18 protein-coding genes are annotated in these 17,861 nt (G+C 60.3%); all 18 read right to left on the bottom strand.

All coding sequences use genetic code 11. The annotated features are described in order from the left end of the window. The coding region (locus VIM98_RS13420) for a hypothetical protein (protein ID WP_331993618.1) at positions 1-626 on the bottom strand (626 nt) is incomplete at its 3' end. After that, positions 623-1,123 (bottom strand): type III secretion system translocator chaperone SicA, encoded by a 501-nt coding sequence (gene sicA, locus VIM98_RS13415; RefSeq protein ID WP_331993617.1) that lies wholly within the window; start codon positions 1,121-1,123, stop codon positions 623-625. The genes sicA and VIM98_RS13420, both read right to left, overlap by 4 nt. Before the next feature lie 113 nt (positions 1,124-1,236). After that, on the bottom strand, positions 1,237-2,283 hold the full coding sequence (locus VIM98_RS13410) for an EscU/YscU/HrcU family type III secretion system export apparatus switch protein (RefSeq protein WP_331993616.1): 1,047 nt from the start codon (positions 2,281-2,283) through the stop codon (positions 1,237-1,239). Beyond that, the gene (gene sctT, locus VIM98_RS13405) at positions 2,280-3,074 is read right to left on the bottom strand and encodes a type III secretion system export apparatus subunit SctT (RefSeq protein ID WP_331993615.1); all 795 of its coding nucleotides are present in this window, start codon (positions 3,072-3,074) and stop codon (positions 2,280-2,282) included. Before sctT ends, VIM98_RS13410 begins: the two co-directional genes overlap by 4 nt. A 6-nt stretch (positions 3,075-3,080) precedes the next feature. Continuing rightward, positions 3,081-3,335 (bottom strand): type III secretion system export apparatus subunit SctS, encoded by a 255-nt coding sequence (gene sctS, locus VIM98_RS13400; RefSeq protein ID WP_331993614.1) that lies wholly within the window; start codon positions 3,333-3,335, stop codon positions 3,081-3,083. 10 nt (positions 3,336-3,345) lie between these two features. After that, a complete protein-coding gene (locus VIM98_RS13395; protein ID WP_331993613.1) occupies positions 3,346-4,008 on the bottom strand; it encodes an EscR/YscR/HrcR family type III secretion system export apparatus protein in 663 nt (220 codons plus the stop codon). Then, a complete protein-coding gene (locus VIM98_RS13390) occupies positions 4,005-4,928 on the bottom strand; it encodes a FliM/FliN family flagellar motor switch protein (protein ID WP_331993612.1) in 924 nt (307 codons plus the stop codon). Before VIM98_RS13390 ends, VIM98_RS13395 begins: the two co-directional genes overlap by 4 nt. Positions 4,929-4,930: 2 nt before the next feature. Further along, positions 4,931-5,683 (bottom strand): hypothetical protein, encoded by a 753-nt coding sequence (locus VIM98_RS13385; RefSeq protein ID WP_331993611.1) that lies wholly within the window; start codon positions 5,681-5,683, stop codon positions 4,931-4,933. Between the two features lie 299 nt (positions 5,684-5,982). Further along, positions 5,983-6,435: a hypothetical protein gene (locus tag VIM98_RS13380; RefSeq protein WP_331993610.1), complete on the bottom strand. Its 453-nt coding sequence runs from the start codon at positions 6,433-6,435 to the stop codon at positions 5,983-5,985. Then, positions 6,422-7,633 (bottom strand): FliI/YscN family ATPase, encoded by a 1,212-nt coding sequence (locus tag VIM98_RS13375; protein WP_331993619.1) that lies wholly within the window; start codon positions 7,631-7,633, stop codon positions 6,422-6,424. The genes VIM98_RS13380 and VIM98_RS13375 overlap by 14 nt, the downstream gene beginning before the upstream one ends. A gap of 80 nt (positions 7,634-7,713) precedes the next feature. Next, positions 7,714-8,109 carry a hypothetical protein gene (locus tag VIM98_RS13370; protein WP_331993609.1) on the bottom strand — a complete coding sequence of 132 codons (396 nt, stop codon included), beginning with the start codon at positions 8,107-8,109 and terminating at the stop codon, positions 7,714-7,716. Further along, positions 8,106-10,169: an EscV/YscV/HrcV family type III secretion system export apparatus protein gene (locus tag VIM98_RS13365; protein WP_331993608.1), complete on the bottom strand. Its 2,064-nt coding sequence runs from the start codon at positions 10,167-10,169 to the stop codon at positions 8,106-8,108. Before VIM98_RS13365 ends, VIM98_RS13370 begins: the two co-directional genes overlap by 4 nt. Next, positions 10,166-11,167 (bottom strand): type III secretion system gatekeeper subunit SctW, encoded by a 1,002-nt coding sequence (gene sctW / locus VIM98_RS13360; protein ID WP_331993607.1) that lies wholly within the window; start codon positions 11,165-11,167, stop codon positions 10,166-10,168. The genes VIM98_RS13365 and sctW overlap by 4 nt, the downstream gene beginning before the upstream one ends. A gap of 142 nt (positions 11,168-11,309) precedes the next feature. After that, positions 11,310-13,040, bottom strand: coding sequence for a type III secretion system outer membrane ring subunit SctC (gene sctC, locus VIM98_RS13355; RefSeq protein ID WP_331993606.1), 1,731 nt, complete (start codon positions 13,038-13,040; stop codon positions 11,310-11,312). 32 nt (positions 13,041-13,072) lie between these two features. Next, entirely contained in the window at positions 13,073-13,810 is a 738-nt protein-coding gene (locus VIM98_RS13350; RefSeq protein ID WP_331993605.1) for a helix-turn-helix domain-containing protein, read from the bottom strand. A 298-nt stretch (positions 13,811-14,108) separates the two neighbouring features. Continuing rightward, positions 14,109-15,026 carry a hypothetical protein gene (locus VIM98_RS13345; protein WP_331993604.1) on the bottom strand — a complete coding sequence of 306 codons (918 nt, stop codon included), beginning with the start codon at positions 15,024-15,026 and terminating at the stop codon, positions 14,109-14,111. 481 nt (positions 15,027-15,507) lie between these two features. Then, positions 15,508-15,984 carry a hypothetical protein gene (locus tag VIM98_RS13340; RefSeq protein WP_331993603.1) on the bottom strand — a complete coding sequence of 159 codons (477 nt, stop codon included), beginning with the start codon at positions 15,982-15,984 and terminating at the stop codon, positions 15,508-15,510. Positions 15,985-16,290: 306 nt separating this feature from the next. Then, positions 16,291-17,211, bottom strand: coding sequence for a M14 family metallocarboxypeptidase (locus VIM98_RS13335; RefSeq protein WP_331993602.1), 921 nt, complete (start codon positions 17,209-17,211; stop codon positions 16,291-16,293). Positions 17,212-17,861: the final 650 nt, after the last annotated feature.

The raw sequence follows: 17,861 nt of genomic DNA, 5'->3' as shown, positions 1-17,861 counted from the left end.
GTCTTGAGCTGCTCGGCACGTGCGGCGGCAGCGGTGGCACGCGCCTTCAGATCGTCATAGCCCGGCGAATCCGGAGCGGCGCCATCGAGCTCGACCTGCAGCCGTTCGGCCTCACGCCTGGCTTCCTCGGCCGCCGCCATGGCGTCCCTCGCCGCTTCGGCGGCTGCGGCGGATTCATCGGTCAGCTGCGCGACACGCTCCTGCGCGGCTCGCAGTTCGGATGACAAGCGTTCGCCATTAGCTTTACGCGCCTGCATCAGCTTCTGGAACTGCTGGCTACGATCCATCAATCGCTGCAGGTTGTTGTCGCCAAGTGTCTCCTGCAGCATCATCAACAGCTGCAGCATTGCCGCTTCCGTGGACAGCTTCCGTTCCACATCTCCCGCGGCTTGATGAATCTGCGCCGTGTTGACGGCTCGCAACGCCGGTGCCGCCGGATCGCGCAAGCTCCCGCCGTTTTTGGCATCGCTGGATGCCGCCAAGGCGAGCATGCGCGCGGTAGTCTGCTCGATCTGGTTGACGAGGCGAGCGGGCGCCGTGCCGAACCCCGTCGCCGCCGCGGCCGCGCCTTCCACCCCGCCGGTGCATACCGGCGGTGCGGTCAGGCCGGTAGTGATACTAGTCATTCCCTCTCCTTCGCTGCAGTGTCGTTAGCCTGGGTATCCGCAATCACTTCCAGATAGGATCTGGCGCGCGCCACCAGCCCTTCGTCCTGTGATTTTTGGACGACGGTTTCGAAGCAGTCCCTGGCCAGGTTGAGCTTTCTCAGCCCGAGCTGGCACTGGCCCACATGAAACATGGGCCGGTAGTCGTTCTTGGTCAGCGCATAGGCCACCGCATACATATCGATGGCTTTCTGGTACTGGCGCTTCATTTGATAGACCGCGGCCAGCCCCAGCGCGTATTCCCCGTTATAGAAGTCGTACAGGTACAGGAAGCGGAAAAATACTTCGGCTTCTTCGATCTGCCCGTTTTCATAGAACCGGTACGCGTACGCGTAGACGCCCTCGAGCATGTCGCTGCTGATACCTCGCAGCTCCCCTACGGTGGCACCGGCTTGCAGACCGGCCACCAACGCTTCGGCTAGTTGCTCATCATCACGGTCGTCGACGTTGGCATTCATTTGCCTTGACTCCAATACTTCGTCACGCACTGCCAGTATGAGCATTACCTCGATGGCGTGCTTCCAGATTCCGCTCTTGTGACCGCGATGCGGACTAAGCGGGCCAATACTTGCTATGCCTCGTCCTGCGCTGCGTCTTCTTGGCCGGCGCGTTCGACATCGCGCAGCCACTGGACGACACGCATGACGGCTTCGATCTCGTCCGAGTGCACGAAGGTGTAGCATTTGCTTTGCGCAAAGATGGCACGTGCCAGCCGAACGTCGCGCACCACCGGCACATTGAACTTCTCCGCCAGTTTGATGACCGCAAGCGCCTTGGCGCCGTGCTCACGTACCGAGATGAAGGGCAACGGGATATCGTCGCTGTGGAGGTAGATGCCGATAGCGATATGCGTGGGATTGGCCAGCACCAAGGTCGACCCTGCGACGTCCGCCTGGGTCTGCGCGGAGAGCTCTCTGGCCGTGTCGCGACGGCGTCGCTTGATCTCGGGATCGCCTTCGTTGTCTTTGCGCTCCTGCTTGACCTCGTGCTTTTCCATACGAAGGTTGCGGATATGCATGCGGTAGTCGAGAAATGCCGCCAACACATACACCGGCGCGAGAGCGGCCAGCAGGGTAAGCACCGCGCGCGCACCGATCGCTGCCCATGCACGCACCAGATCGGTGGGATTGGCGCTAGACAGACGAAAGATGGCGGCCGCTTCGTTATTCCACACTATTATCACCGCCATAGCAGTGGCCGTGAGGTACAGAAGGGCCTTTAGCAGGTCCAGCACCACTTTGAGCGAAAACAGGTTTTTAAACCCGTTGACTGGATTGAGGCGGTCCAGATCGATCTTGAGTGCCTCAGTCGCCAGCACACCGCCGGATTTGAACAAGCCGATCAATAACGCAAACACGAGGCTGGCCAACGCGGTCGGCGCTACGGCTTTGGCATAGGCCGTCAGCGCCAGATAAAACATCTGACTCGGCAAGACGTCGAAGCCGCGATCGATCACATAACGATAGAGCCCCGCCACCGCCATCAGCGATGTGAAGGACAGCAACACCAACATGCCGCCTACAAGCGTAAACGCGGCCGACATGTCCGTGCTATGAAAGCCCTTGCCTTTGCGGGTCTCCTCCAGCAGACGACGTGGCGTCGGCTTTTCGGTCTTCATGGCAGCTCCGACACCGGCCGCAGATAGTCTGCGGGCAACGATCGCCACAACGCCGGGAGCTCCCTCTGCATCAATGGCATCAGGTAGATCGCCAGCGCCAGAAACGCCACCATGGATTTGATCGCCAGCGACTCGGAGAAGGCGTTCAATTGCTGAGCGAACCGCGAGAGCATGCCCAGACAGACTTCCGCCAACATCAAAAGCAATAGCAAAGGCGCTGCCATGCGTACGGCGGCGGCAAGCAGATGCCCCATGTGCAGGGTCAGGCCATCGGCATCGAACTGGAACGCCGCGCCGATAGGTAACCAGCGATAGCTTTCGTACACAGCCTCGAGCAGCGCCGTCATGCCGCCCAAACTCAGGAACAGCGTGGCGCTGAACAACTGCAACAAATTGGCTGTCTCCGTCGCCTCGATTCCACTCAACGGATCGACTGCGCTGCTGATGCTAGCACCGCGCTGGTTATCGCTCATCGCACCAAGCGCATGGAAGGCGTGATATGGAAAGGACAGCACAAGCCCCAAGCCCGTGCCGATCAATGCTTCCATCCCGGCGAGCCTGACCGCATCGAACATGTCGACCGGCACGATCATGCCTTCGGTGACAGGCCACATGCCAACGAGCACGATCATCGCCAGCACCGTGCGCGTCAGGCGCGACGAAACCGTGCCAGAGGACAGATAAGGCAACCATGCAAAACAACTCGCAATGCGAACGGTAGCGATCGCGGCGCGTTGGCCGTGCTCGTGTACCAGCGCAATCAGCTCACGATCCAGGGGTGACAGCAACATGACCGCTCACAGCAACGCCTGTTGCATCATGAAATCGGCGAACTCCACCACTTTGCTACCCAGCCAGCCCATCAGCAGCACAAGCACCGTTGTCACCGAGATCAGCTTGACGCCAAAGGACAGGGTTTGTTCCTGCACCTGAGTCACGGTCTGGATCAGCCCCATGCTCAAGCCCACGATCGTCGCCGTGAACACCGGGCCGGCAGCGAGCATCAAGATGGTGAATAGCGTGCGGCTACCCGTATTCATCAACTCATCCATGCGCAGGACCTCATAACGGCACGTCCAGGTATTGCCTGACCAGGCCTTGCGATAGCTGCCCCCAACCATCCATCACCACGAACAGAATCAGCTTGATCGGCGCCGAGACGGTGACCGGGCTCATCATCATCATGCCCAGGGCCAGCAGGACGCTGGAGACGACCAGGTCCACCACCACAAATGGCAGATACAGATAGAAGCCGATGCGGAAGGCGTCCTTCAGCTCACTCAGTGCATAGGCCGGCAATAAGGAAAACAGCGAGCGTTCTTCCGGTGCTGCCGTCACTGGCAACTCGATATCGGTACGCTGCGCCCGCTCGAAGAAGGCGAGCAGGTCGGCATCGGTATAGCGCGCCAGGTAAGCACGGTATTCGCCCAGGCTTCCCTCAAGGAGGCTGATGACACCGCTGACGCTATTCAATGGCTCGCTCAAGGCCCGGTAGTTATCGTAGATGGCGCCCAGTATCGGTTGCATGACAAAGGCCGCCAGCATCAAGGCCAGGGCATTGATGACCATATTGGACGGCACCTGTTGCAGGCCCAGGCCGTTACGTACCAAGGTGAAGACTACGCTGAATTTCAGGTAGCAGGTGCCCACAGCCACCAGGAACGGTACTAACGAAGCCATCGCCAGGACGGCGATAACCGAGATGTCGTTATCGCCGAAATTCATGGTACACCGGACAAACTGGCGATCTGTACGCCGAGCTTGTCGGCCACCTGCACCACTTCGCCGGTGGCAACGCATTGCCCATTGACCAGTAGCCGCACCTGGCGATGCGCGTTCTCGGGTAGCTCCCAGGTCATGCCCGGCTGCAATTCGGCCAGCTGCTCAAGCGTATGCCGCATGCGGCAAAGCACGACATCTACCTGCACGTTGAGCGAGGCGACCGGGATATGCGCTTGCGACGGCACCGGGATCCCCTCGGCCTGTTCGAACTCGGTATCCAGAATGATTTCGTCCATGACAATCTGTCCTGTATTGAAGGTGAAGTGAAACAGGGGCCGCTCGCCGTAATAGGCGGTACCATGCGTTAGCTCGAACAGCAGTACGTCATGGACACGCAGACGGTCGAGCCGGCGCACGGACAGGTGCGCGTGGCCAATACGGTAATCGGCGGATATCGCCAAGGCCGGCACCCAGCTCGCGAGCGGCGCAGCGTGACGCGGCTGGATATCGGCGCGCTCGATCCAGACATCGCCTTCGCGACTTTCAACGCAAGGAAAGGGATAGGCATCTTGACCGCCATCCACACGCCCTTCGAAGTGCGCGCGACGATACGCATGGCCAGGATGTTCGAAACGGATCGGTTGCACACAGCCTGCAATCAACCGACGCAACGTCGCCACATCGCAGACATCCCAGGCGAGACCGTGCAGGTCGGGCCATTGCGCCCTCACCCAGCCGTCCAGACCAACCAGGCAAACCAGGCTGCCGTCGTCGCGCTCCAGGCGAAACCGCAGGTAATGCGTATGCGCCGCCAATGCCTGCCAGCGCAACGGTGCGCCAAGGCGGCGACACAGGCGAAAGCTTGCCTGCCGCTCGGCCTCTTTGGCATCGAGCTTGCGCAGGGAATTGAACACGGCGGCCATCGTCAACCTCGACGCTTGCGCGCCGTATCCTCATCGGACGTGGCATCGGTCGCTTCGATGCGCCATGGCGCATTGGACACGCCATCGGGCATCGCCGCTGCCAGTGCGGAGCCAACGCGGGGCGAACTGGCTTGGAAAACCAGGCTGCCTAGCACCATTTGGGCTGTCACAGCATGTCCGGCACCCCAGGAACGAAATGCGTAGTGCAACTGTGAGGCAACGGGTCTATCGGCACCGGCCTGTGGTGACGCCATCGCGGTGACCAAGCGGTCGATATCGCGCCGATGCGCCACCGCGTCCATGGAGCCCAGCGCGGGCAACTCCAGCCTCAAAGGTGCGGATAGGGACGCCAAGGATGACGCGACGGCCTTGCTTGCGTCAGGGACGACAGTCGCCGGCGACTCGGAGTGCGACTCTCCACGCGCCCGACGTTCGTGCACCCGTGATACATCGATTGCCTCGATAGGCAGACTTTCGGCGCGCGCACTTGCCGCTTCCAACGAGCCATCGTCATCTGACGACTCAGCGGGCGCTGGAGCTTGTCCAGCTCCCCCTGGCGTCCGCGTCATCGACATGAACTTCTCAACGACGCCATCCCCCACGAGCGATCCGAGTTTGGACAGCTCGCCATCGAGGCGATTCGGCGAAGTACTTTCGGGATCGGCGACCTCGCCCTCGCTCGACCATGCCAACCGGTCTCGCCCGATCGCCACCGATTCGGCCTCGGCAGATGCCGGTACCGCCGGCATGGACACAGGTGACGAATCGATAGCAGTCCAGGCTGCAATACGGCTTGCGTCGCCGCTCTCAGCTGCCGTCTCCCCCGAGGCCGTCAAAGCGATCGAATCAAACGGCGATGTACGAAGTGCGGGTACCGGGTACCCAGAGACTGCGGCATGCACATCCTCATCTAGCTTCTGCTTGGGCTTAGCTTTAGGCTGGAGTTTGGGTCCGCCATGCCCGGTCAAGTGCCCGAGCACGCGATCAGCCAGCGAAACGAGAGGCTGCCCCCTCAGTTCTGGCGGTGATGCGGGCGGAATCGACGGTGCAGGTGTCAACGGCGTCGGCATGCGTAATCCTCTTGAGTTTCCCACTCGGCTCGCCGCTCGGCGCTTTGACGGCGCTTTCGCTGCTGGCGGCTCAGCCATTCGTCCAACTTGTTGCTTCGGCGCCGATGCTCGACTGCCAGACGTAGCGATACGGCGGCCTGTTCACGGCTGTGCGCTGCCTGCTGGCTCAATTCGCCGACGCGATGTTGCGATTCCAATACATGGGCACGAGCCACCGCGAGTGTGCGCAAGCGATCGAACAGCGCGGCACGGTCCAGCCCCAATTCATGAGTGACGATGGCATCGTCCACGCAGGCGGCCGCAGCGGCACGCAAGGTATCTGCCTCGTGCTGCGCCCTAGCGGCAGCTTCGCCATGTTCCCGCGCCGTGGCTTGTTCGCGCTCGGCCTGAGCGCGTTTCCATCGACGCAAGTGGCAGATGTGCTCATGCGAACGCACGTAGCGCCTCCACGGCAGCCGCATAGTCGACACGCTCATGCCGCCCCTGTTGCAGAAAGGCGTGGATCGGGCTTTCACGTGCCAGCAGCGCATCGTTCTGTGCATTGGCTCCCGGCTTGTATTCGCCCATGTCGCGCATAAACTGCAGGTCATCCAGGGCGGACAGATCCCGGCGCAAGCGCATGGCGGCCTCCATCTGCCCGGGGGTGGCCACTTCGTTGAATAGGCGGCTTTTACTGCGCAGTACATCGATGGCCGGGTAATGCCCTTTCGCCGCCAGCCGAGAAGATAGATAGATATGCCCGTCGAGCAGTGACTTGACTTCTTCGCCAACCGCATCGGCTTCTTCTTCGTCTTCCAGCAGGACGGTATAGAACGCCGTAATGCTGCCGAGCACAGTGCGCCCCGGCCGCTCCAGCAGGCGCGGTAACGCTTCGAAAACGGACGCCGGAAAGCCACGCCGTGCCGGGGGCTCGCCCGCTGCCAAGGCGACGTCGCGCAGTGCGCGCGCATAGCGTGTGACCGAATCCATCACCAACAGCACGCGACAACCGGTGTCGCGAAAATACTCGGCCACCGTCGCCGCCATCTGGGCTGCGCTACAGCGCGCGGCAGGCGCCGTGTCGGAGGTGGATTGCACGATAACGGTTCGTGCGGCGTTACCCGACGCGCGCAGGCGCTCGACGAACCCACCGACTTCGCGTCCGCGCTCGCCTACCAAAGCGACGACGTAGACGTCCGCGATCGCACTTTCCAGCAGCATTTCTGTCAGCGTGGTCTTACCCCCGCCGGCGGGTGCGAAGATTCCCATGCGCTGTCCCACGCCACAGCTCAGCAATGCATCGATGGCCCGTATGCCCGTAGCGAACGGCTCGTCCACGCTGCGCCTTTCGCGATAGTTGACGGGTGGCGAAGTCAGCGACCGCGCATCCGGATGGGATGTTACCGATGCGCCCCCGTCGAGACGTTCCACGGTCCTGCCGTGCGCATCCAACACACAACCGAGCAAGACCGGGGAGACATGGACTTTCTGCAACTCGCCGCTTGGCAGGATCACCGCATCCATGGACAGACCTTCGCTGTCGCCGAGCAGGCTCACCGACGCGATACCATCGACCAGCGCGGTTACGACGCCTTGCACCGGTGCCTGCGATGATGTCGCGGACATGCGAATCTCGCAGAGCTCACCGATGGCCACGTGCGGTAGGCAGGCACGCAACGTCGAACCGGAAATAGCATCCGGATGCGCACCTCGCCGCCACACCAACCCGTTGCATTTCACCGCATGCGCTCCCGCAGCTGAGCCATGCGTTCATACATCGTCTGGATTGCAATGGCCAGCAAACCGGCGTTACTAGCATGATCGACGGTCAGGGGTCCACCCACCAGGAAGCGCTGCTGTTCGCTCCTTCTGACCACGAAGCCACCCGCGGCAAGAAAGTCGGCGGGCGTGGCCAGCTCCTGCATCAGATCGCTCAGACCATGTGAAGCATTGCCAGCCTCCATGTCGGGAAGCATGCCCCAGATCGAAACAGACTCGCCGGGCTCGATATGAATATCCTCGATGTCGCTAAAATTCATGACGATGGGCGATTGCGCATCGAAGCTGAAGCGTCCTGGACGGCAACCGAGCTCCTCGAGTGCCTGATACAACGTGTCCTTGAAATCGGTCATAGGGTCCTCATTACGTCGATCTTGATGTCGTCGGATATTTCGCCGAAAGAAATGACCTGCACCGTCGGCAACTTGGTTTCGATGAAGCGCTTGATGAAGCGACGAATGTCCGGCGCCACCAGCAGGACCACATCGGGTCGAACACGCGAGGCTTCCTGAACATGCCAGACGATGCGATCGAGCAATTCATCTGCTCGGGCCGGATCGAGATTGAGATAGGCAGCGCCCTGGCTTTGGCGCACGCCGCTGCGGAAGATTTCTTCCGTACCCGGCGCCACCACGAGCGCTGCAATGCGGCCATGACGAGCGAAGCGCGCGGAGATATAGCGCGCCAGTGAGCTTCGTACATGCTCTACCAGAAGCAACACATCCTTCTCGCGCGCACCCCATTGCGCCAACGTCTCCAACACCGTTTTCATGTTGCGCACCGAGATCTCTTCGCGTAACAGGCGCTGGACAATCTCGGCAATCCGCTGCACCGGCATGTTGCGATAGGTTTCCTTCAGTAACTCCGGATAACGTTTTTCCAGCTGATCGAGCATCAGCTTGGTTTCCTGAATGCCGAACAGCTCGGTGATATTGCGCAGCACAGCGTCCTTGACCAGCCGCAGCACTTCCTCGAAATCGGAACGCGTTTCGCAGCCCAGCGCAGTGACGCTGGGCAGCTTGGCAGCGGGAATCCAAAGCGCTTGCGTATCGCCTTGAGGCACCCAGACACCGAGCTGCAGCGATTCGACTTCTGTGCGATCGCTGGTAATCAGCGCGTGACCCGGGACGATGCGACCGCTCACCGCCGGCACCTCGTTGACCAGCACCCTCACGAGGTGAGGATCGTCACTGGCGGCGGCATTGACCGCGCACTGGGGCAGTTGGATGCCCAGCTGGGTATAGAAGGCCTCCTTGAGGCGCCGGGTACTTTCCTCCTGTTCCCAGCGGCGCAGGTGGTCGGCCGACATCAATACAATCAGGGGGACGGTTTCGGCGGTGGCCTTGTCCAGCCAATCATCTTGCTTGTCGCCCGATGACTCGCCGCTGGCGGTCGACCTACTGCCACCAGCGGTATCGCCGGCACCACTGCCACGCGCCCGACGCGGTGCGCGCAAGCACAGAGCCATCAGTCCGGCAGCCAGCAGAAGAAAAACCAGGAACGGAAATCCGGGCAGCAGGCCAAGCAGGAACACCATGACCGCGGCGATCGCCAACACGACACGACTACTGAACAGCTCACCGAGGATATTGGCGCCAAGGTTCTTGCTCTCACCGCTGACGCGCGTCACCACGAAGCCGGCGCTGATACAGATAAGCAGGGCCGGGATCTGCGCCACCAGGCCGTCACCGATGGTCAGCAGGGTGAATGTACCGAGCGCCTCGCGAAATGCCATGCCATGCTGGAGTACGCCGACGGCAATGCCGCCGAACAAATTGACGAACACGATCACGATACCCGCAATGGCGTCGCCTTTGACGAACTTCATCGCGCCGTCGTACGAACCGTAAAGCTGGCTTTCCTTCTCGACCTCACGCCGTTTCGTCTGGGCCTGCTCGGCCGTGATGGCGTTCGCGCGCAAGTCCGCGTCGATGCTCATCTGCTTACCGGGCATGCCATCGAGCGAGAAACGCGCAACCACCTCGCCGATACGCTCGGAGCCCTTGGTGATCACTATGAACTGCACGATCGTGACGATGGCGAAAATCACGAAGCCAACTACCAGATTGTCGGCCACGACGAATTGCCCGAAGGCCGACACGATATGCCCCGCATCCGCATCGACCAGGATCAGCCGGCTCGTGCTTACCGACAGCGCCAGGCGCATCAGCGTGGTAAACAACAGCACCGACGGAAAAGTGGAGAAGTTCAGGATGCGTTCGACATAGAACGAGCTCAGGAATATCACTACCGCGGTAGCGATATTCAGGCCGATCAAGGCATCGACCAGCCATGTCGGCAACGGCAGGATCAGCATGGCGATAATGACCGCCATCAATCCGACCAAGGCGAGCTCAGGACGAAGCATCTCCTGCAAGCGTGCGTTACGCAAGGACGAAGACGTTCCGCTCACAGGATTCTCGCCGTGGCGCAAAGGGGCGAGAGCAGCGATTCGCGGCGAATCTCGTGGCCCGACCAGGTCTCGATCTCATCCAGCGCCTGCTGCTGATAGACCGCCTCGCACCACAGGTCGTGTGGCACTAGGCGCACCGCCCGGCCCAGTGCCTGCGAGAGCGCTATTTTTTCCGTGACCGACCAGATGTACTGACCCGGCGCCCACGCCGTCTTCAGCAAACGGGGCAAGCCGCCGCCATCGCGAATCAGGTTCAGGACGGTAACGATCAGGTCGGCCTTGTGAATGCCTAAACGTCCCATGACCGGCTCGATCCAGCAGGTCTGCAGGATGGTGTTATCCACCGAACGCAAGGACGCGAGATTGCGCGAGCGCTGGAGCATCTGACCGAACTCGATGCGCGAACAACTGGGATCGAGTGCATACATATCGGCGGCCAGAGCGCTATCGATAAAATCGATCACGCCGAGGCGCTGCTCAAAGCCGTACTGCTCGATCCATAGCTCGTACAAGCTCGAAGGTGGCAACTCCTGATCCAGAAAGCTGCGATACGCTGAACGTAGCTGCTTGGCGCTGAAACTCTGGCGACGGGCACCGAGCTTGGCCTTGATGGCCGCATTGAGACCGGCACGCGCCGATCTTCCATCCGGGCCATCGAGCAGGTCGGCCAGCAGGCGCTCCAATTCCACGCGCCACTCGTCAGTCAGTTCCTCGTCCAGCAATAGCGCCCGCAGAACGGCAGCGACATCGCTGGGATCGGGAAACAACTGACTCAACAGTAGCCGGAACGCCTGGAGTGCAGCGGTACCGCCGATCATCGCGCTTTTCAGGTTCGCGTAGTGGTCCTCGGCATTTTCTTCCAGGACACGGTCGACCCAAGCCTGGCTGGAAACCGTTTCGCTCTCGCCCTCTCCCTCGCGACGCTTGCGCAGTGTCGACTTCAGTGCGGACAGATCGTCGGCCATCTCCAACGCAGACGCCTGCGTACTCTTGCTCATACCGGAACGCGGATCAGAGCGGGGGCGGTCGCTTCGAGGTTCTGCCTTGGTCTGGTTCGGCAGCGTTTGCACCGGAAGCACTGGGACGGAACTGACTTTCATGATGCGGACTCGCGCTGGGCAAGGGTGCTGACAGCGACCATCAGCAGGCCTCTCCGCAGCTCTTGTCTTGCATGTTCCCGGCCTCTATGTTTTCAGCGTGTTCCCTCCGTTCGAGCACGGATGGATTCGTCGCTGCGTTGCCGTGGGGTTTACGCAAGTCTTCGGGCAGCGGTGTAACCGCCTCGCGCCGCAGGCGATCGACCACACCAGGCATTGACGCCTCCGGTATCTCGTTCGCCAGTTTCGGCTGAATCAGAAACAAGCGTGCCAAGCTCTCGCTTTTGCTGCTGCGATGACGGAAAGCACCACCGATTAATGGCAGGTCGCCGAGCCCAGGCACTTTCGAACGTGTGTGATCGTCTGCGTCGCGCGTGTAACCACCCACCAGCAGACTCAGGTTATGCGGAACGCGTGCCACGGTATCGATCGTGGTGCGGGAGATCACTGGCAAGTCCCCCGCACTGCGATCCCCCAACGCGCTGCCATCTTCGATCTTCAGCTGCATCTCCACCTCGTTCTTGGTAGAAAGGCGCGGAAGGACGCTGATCATCGTGCCGTAGGTGATCGATTCCAGCGAACTGGCGCGCTCGCCGATAAGCGGGGTGTAGATCGTGTTGTTGCTGTCGAAGTGCGCTACCACATTCTCCTGGGTCAGGATGACCGGACGCGAAACAATCGAGGCATCGCCCTTCAGGCTCAGGCCGGCCACGGAAGCCAGAAAACGCTGACCGTCAAGCGTGGATACCGAACCCTGATTGAAAGATGCTCCGAACTTGTTGCCAATGCCGATCTCGCCCTGCCATTGCACACCAAGTCGGTCGAGCTCGTCTTTCTTGATATCGATGATCCACAACGACAGCTCGATCTGTCGTCGCGGCGTGTCGATCTCGGACACCAGGTTCTTGACCTTCTGAATTTGCCCAAGCGTGCCGCGAATCAGCAGGCTGTTCGTTTCGGGATAAGGCAGCACCACGGTGGAGCCGGAATCGTTGCTCTCGTAGCGATAGCCTTGGCGTGGCGGCTCGAAGAACGGCGTAGTTGGCACCCCGGCCCCGAGGGAGGTATCTGCATTCGTTGGAGAGGGGTCCTGCTTGGCAATCACATCGACTGCCTGGCCTTGCCCCAGGGCCAATTGCAGAACGTCAGCGACCCCGGGTAGCTGCGTTTCCTGATTGCGCAAGGTGTAGCGGCGACCGTTGACGAAGCTGTTCTCCAGCTTGATCACCTCCAATAGCTGGGTATTGATGTCCTTACCCGCATAAAGTCGATCGAGATAGTTCGCTGCCTCGATCACGATCTTCACGTATACGGGTGGCCCGGATACGTAGAATGTGCCATCGGCCGAGCCGCCTCGCACTGGATAGCGAGGATTATCCAACTCGGCTTTCTTGAGGAACTCGCGCAGCGTAGCGATCGATGAATGCTGCATATGGCCGACAGCGTTGGTGATCTCGCTCGCGTCATAGACATAGAGTGTCTGCCCATCGCTGAAAGATACCAATGCAAGCTTTTCGCGCAGCCAGTCCAGCACCTTTGCAGGCTGAGACAAATCGAAATCGCCGCTGACCTTCTTCTTCTGTGCCTTCGCACTCACTACGACAGTAACGTGCATGCTCGCGCCGACGGCATCGAGCAGCAGGTTGACCGAATCACCACGCGAGACGAAGCCCGTCTCATGAGCTATATCGCCCGGCCGGGTCATCGGTGTGTTTTCCAGCGGTGTCTGCGCATGGAGCGGCCAAGCATACGACAGTCCAAGGGAAGCGAACACGATGGCTGCAAAATGGAAAGGTATCGACTTCGTCATACAGGTGTTACGGCGCGAAAGATATCCCGTGGCGCAATGCCGACGAGCGATTTGATTTCAGAGCAGAAATGCGAAGGCGAGGCGTAGCCGTGATCCTCCGCCAAGCGGGTGATCGAACGCGCGCTTGCCGGATAGCCCAGCAGCGCGCGGGCCGCGCGCAGGATGCGCAGCTCCTGCTTGAGCGGACGATCGAACACCTTGCGGCACTTACGTCGAAAGTGCGACACGGACAGCCCATAGCGCTCGGCCATGCCATCGATGTTGTCGCCGCTGTCGTTGGCGAGCACATGGCGCACCAGTTGGTAGACCTCCGACTGCCGCCATATCTTTCGCAGTATCGGTAGCTCGGGAGCGTCGCTTGCGATAACGTCGATCAGCCAGGCCAAGGCATCGTCGGCCTCCTCCAGCAGTCGCCGGGAGCGGCACACCGTTACCTGCGGCCACGGCACATCCGTCACGTCCGTTCGGCGATTGCAGTGCTCGAAGAAGGCGAACATCCGGATAACGCGGGAGAGATCGAAAGGCAGAAAGCTGAGCGATCCGACGAGACTGGCGTCGGCGGTTGCCACAATCAGCGCTCGCTCGCCTGCCGCCAGCTCAACCGAGAGATCCACGCCGCCGGACATGGTCACGCGCAATGTCGTCGCATGGCAGGCCACTGCGACGACGGCCTCGCCAGAAGACAGTTGTGCTTTGTCCTGATGGATAACGTCCATGTTCTCTTGCGCTGGCATGCGATATCACGTCCATGGAAAGCCAAATCTAGCTTTCGCTGACATCCCTGGTCATTGCATCGATACACGATGCAATGGACTAGTTCCGATTCACATCGTAGTTGCGATGTGCCCTGGATCACATAAGACGGGGCCTAGTCGAGCGCGACTAAGCTGCATAGCCCAATGGCAGTGCAGGCGGCGCAAGGGCAATTTCACGACTTCTACCCGCCAAACTGCCCCTCCATCCTCCAGGCAACCTCCAACGCCTCGCGCCGGGAGGACGGATCGATCGCTTACACAGAGTTCCCGGACGGTTTCAATTCGCAGCCGCGATCACCAAGCGATGATATTCGTCGATTATTTTGTCGAGCTTACGGTCGAGCTCGTTGCTCAACGCTGCATAGCCGATCCGGTTCTCCACTCCGTGTTTAACGTGAGGCACAAGCTGCTTCGCCAGATCCTCGACGATCTTCGCCTCTGTGGGTGGCTCTTTATCCGACGACGTCGTCTGCAGATCCTGGTATACGTTGACTCTCAGCTCGTCGAGGCGCTGGCCGCCCTCTCGCACAAAGGCCTCGGCAAACTCACGGTAGCCAGCTTCGTCGCCGGAGCCAGCCAACAACACCGTATAGTGCGCGGCTGCTGTTACAGTGTCCGGCGAGGTCGATCCGGAAGGTAGCATTTCGGGAACTACGTGACCGATATCGGCTGCCAGCCCAGACCTGTCGCGTATCGACCCCGTCGAAAACAACCTGCTATCGAGTCGACTCACCAACGAATAATTCATCTGCGCCAGATGCTGCGCGACATGACGCTCGACAGTAGACATTGTCCGAAGGGCAATCCTGGGCTCAGGGAATGCCACACTGCACGATGAAGTCTCCGCAAGGCCGTGGATTCCCCACTGGGGCTGGCGCGGAGCACTCTCATGCGCAGCATAACTGCGGTAGTCGGTTATCGCATCGACGTCAAACATTGGACGGCGCTCGGCAGCGGCACGTACATTCCCTTCGTCCGCTTTTGTATCTATTGACACGATGTCGAGGAGCGCTGTTGCGATCTCTACAAACCTGACGAACTTCGACGGCGCGGGCGCGGCGGCTTGTGTCGCCGGCCCTTGGGTAATGCTCACCAAAGCTTTCGATGCGCTCGAGGTGGGATGCTCGGCCGCTGCGTTTTCCGCCTCTTTCCGGGGCAACGTGTCCGATAGGGGAGCAGAGCCGTTGGCGGCCACGTTAGGTATATTCAAGGGGAACCCCGATCATTTAAGGAAGGTTTTTTATTCTTCCCCCTCCAACCATGACTCTACTTTCAGAATTCGCTCATAAATGAGCGTGTATCGCCCAGCTTGTAGAGGATCTTTCAGGAAATTCCCAATAAAACGGACACGACGGAGACGATCGCGGACAGAGCCCCCATCGCCGGATGAGCAGGGAGACGTCTTAGGGGAACCTCTAAGAACTGGCTCTTCTGTGGGAGCGACTTTCGTCGCGACGATCGTGCCTTATCGCAAGTCCTTGTCGCGACTGAAGTCGCTCCCACAACGATAGGGTCCGCTTTCGCTATGTTCGGGCGATTGCGAGGTTTTTAGAGGTTCCCTGAAGTCGCTCCCACAACGATAGGATCCGTTTTCGCTGTGTCCAGGTCATTGACAGGTTTTTAGAGGTTCCCTTAGGTGGCCTGAAATAGCAGCCTGACTCTTTTCATCCGCCGTTTTACATGGTGGATGTGTCCGCAACTCGGAGAAGCTTTTCGGCAAGAGCGTCCAACTTGTCGATAAGCTCGGGACGGGCGCCGTGATAATAGGACTTCCCCTCCAGCACACAGTCCCTCACCGTGGGCACCAGCTGTCTGGCTAAATGGGAGATGTCCTGATCCTTGGTCGGCCAAGCGCCTAGCCGGTCCAATATCGCGTGAAGCTTATCGCCGCTGTACGGAGTACGGCCGAATACCTCGTCGGAGCTCTGCAGGTGCTGGCTGACAAAATCGACTGAGAACTGGAGCAACCCTCCATCCTCGGCCTCGGCGCACTGAAACAACCGACCATATTGCGCAGGAAGCCCTTCGCTTTCTGGCTTCTGCAGAATCATGACCACCACAGTGCCGACGCCACCCACCGGCTTGACTGCCGCCACCGCCGGGGCAGTAGCCTCCAGCTCGAGGAACGCTGGCGTCTGTGCGATCCGGGTCAACGTTTTCGCCACGACAGGGGTTGGGGCAGCGGTCTTGCCGGCATCCGCTCGAAAGTCCAAGCCTTCATTGTGAGCGTTCGCCCGGCTACCGGCTGGCGCTATGACAGTGTCCAAGAAGTGTGCCTCGATACATCGGGAAGAATGCCCTGATTTTTCGTCTTTGCCCCGTTGGCAGCATTCATAAATCGCTCTTGGATTGCGGCAAGAGCCTCTCCTCGCCCCGACCCTTTCCCCCGGTTTCGCCAAAAATCGAGGTCGAGTTGGGCCGGCAGCCTTCTCCGCCTCGGCGACCTACGCTCTTCGCGATTACCCGGGCGCCAACGCAAAATCGATCGCCGCACACACGGCGGCCACCTGCGCCGCGTTGCATTGTTCCGGTGTCGCACGCGGACTATCCGGATAGACCTCGGTAGTGGTCGTATAACGCGCTTCGGTCATACCCGCACACAACCCAAGCTTTCTTAACGGGTAATTGATGACACCCGGCGCCACGACCGGCGACCCGATAATCTCGCCTTTCTCATCGGCCGGCGCGATATGGGTCACCTTGGCGACCGCGGCGATCACCGCCTGCTGAAATGCCGGTTGCGGATTGGCTGTATCGCCGACCGCATAGAAGCCATCCGGAATCGTCCCCGGGTCGAACACGATACCATCGCGCGCAGCCAAAGCCGGCCGGAATTCCGATTCATCCGTATCGGTTGTCTCGTGCAGATCGATGTGCAGCAGCACACGATGGCGAAACGGCTCGACCAAACGCATCAGCGCCGCCGATTCCGGTGCCGGACTGTTCTCTCGGAACGAACGATTCGGATCGATCGCCTGCGGATTCCAGCGGTGAATACGTTCATAAGCCCAAGGACTGACGCAAGGCACGACGATCAGATCGATCTTTCCTTCATAAGCGGATGCGTATTTCTCGACGAACTGCAAGGCGCCGTGTACGCCGCTGGTTTCGTAGCCATGCACGCCGCCCGTCACCAGGACACAGGGCAATGTGTCGCGCCATTGACGGCTCTTGATCGCGACGAGCGGATAGCGATCCGGCGCGTAATCCAGTTGTCCGTACTCCACGATATCGAACCGCGTACGCAACCCGTCGACGGCGCGGAGCACATCCGTTTCGTAGCTGCGCTGCCGAGTCTGTCGCGATAACCACATGGCCACTTCCGCAGGCCCCCAAGCCACGCCAGGAGTGCCGATCGGGTAGAAGGTAGAAATAGTCATGGCACGGCTCGTTTCGATATCCAGGGGCAGGCGGTCAACTTTAGCAAGGCGACCGAAATTTGAAAGTGACTGCGCATCGTGCCGGATAGCATCCGCCACCCCTCTCTCATCGAAAGGCCACGCATCATGCAGATACGCTCTATAGAATGGGGGGCATCGTCGCACGTACAGCCGCCCCTGGCTTCTCCCTCCGTCATGTGCCTCAACGATGTCTCCAACGGCGCACTTTCGCCGCCGACGCAACCGGCAGCGGCTCGCGGCGATTCCCCAGCATCATCGAGCGGAGACACCACAAGGCCCATGGCCTTCGTTGAGCTATTCGATCGCTACGCTGCGCTGCCGCAGGAACAGCAGCACGCATTCATCAAGTTGGCGTACGAGAAACACATGGAGAACTGCCAGATGAGCCTCTCGACTGGGCTTTTATTCTAGAGACCGTGCCCGCCTCCCGCTGGCCAGCCATCGGGAAAAGGGACGCTGCCAGGTACCGCCACTGGGATTGCCATGGCGCGCCCCTCCGCCCCGGTGTTGGCTTATGATGACCCAAGGCGTGCCGCATTACGACGGCCGCCACGGCGAACAAGCACCCCCAGACTCTCTCTATCGGGGGCGCGGCTGCACCGATAAAGTCCGGCAACATCGAGCACCAC

Source organism: Dyella sp. (assembly GCF_036568765.1).
GTDB lineage: Bacteria > Pseudomonadota > Gammaproteobacteria > Xanthomonadales > Rhodanobacteraceae > GSA-30.
The sequence above is the reverse complement of the archived record's forward strand: the minus strand, read 5'-3'. Positions and strand labels throughout refer to the sequence as shown.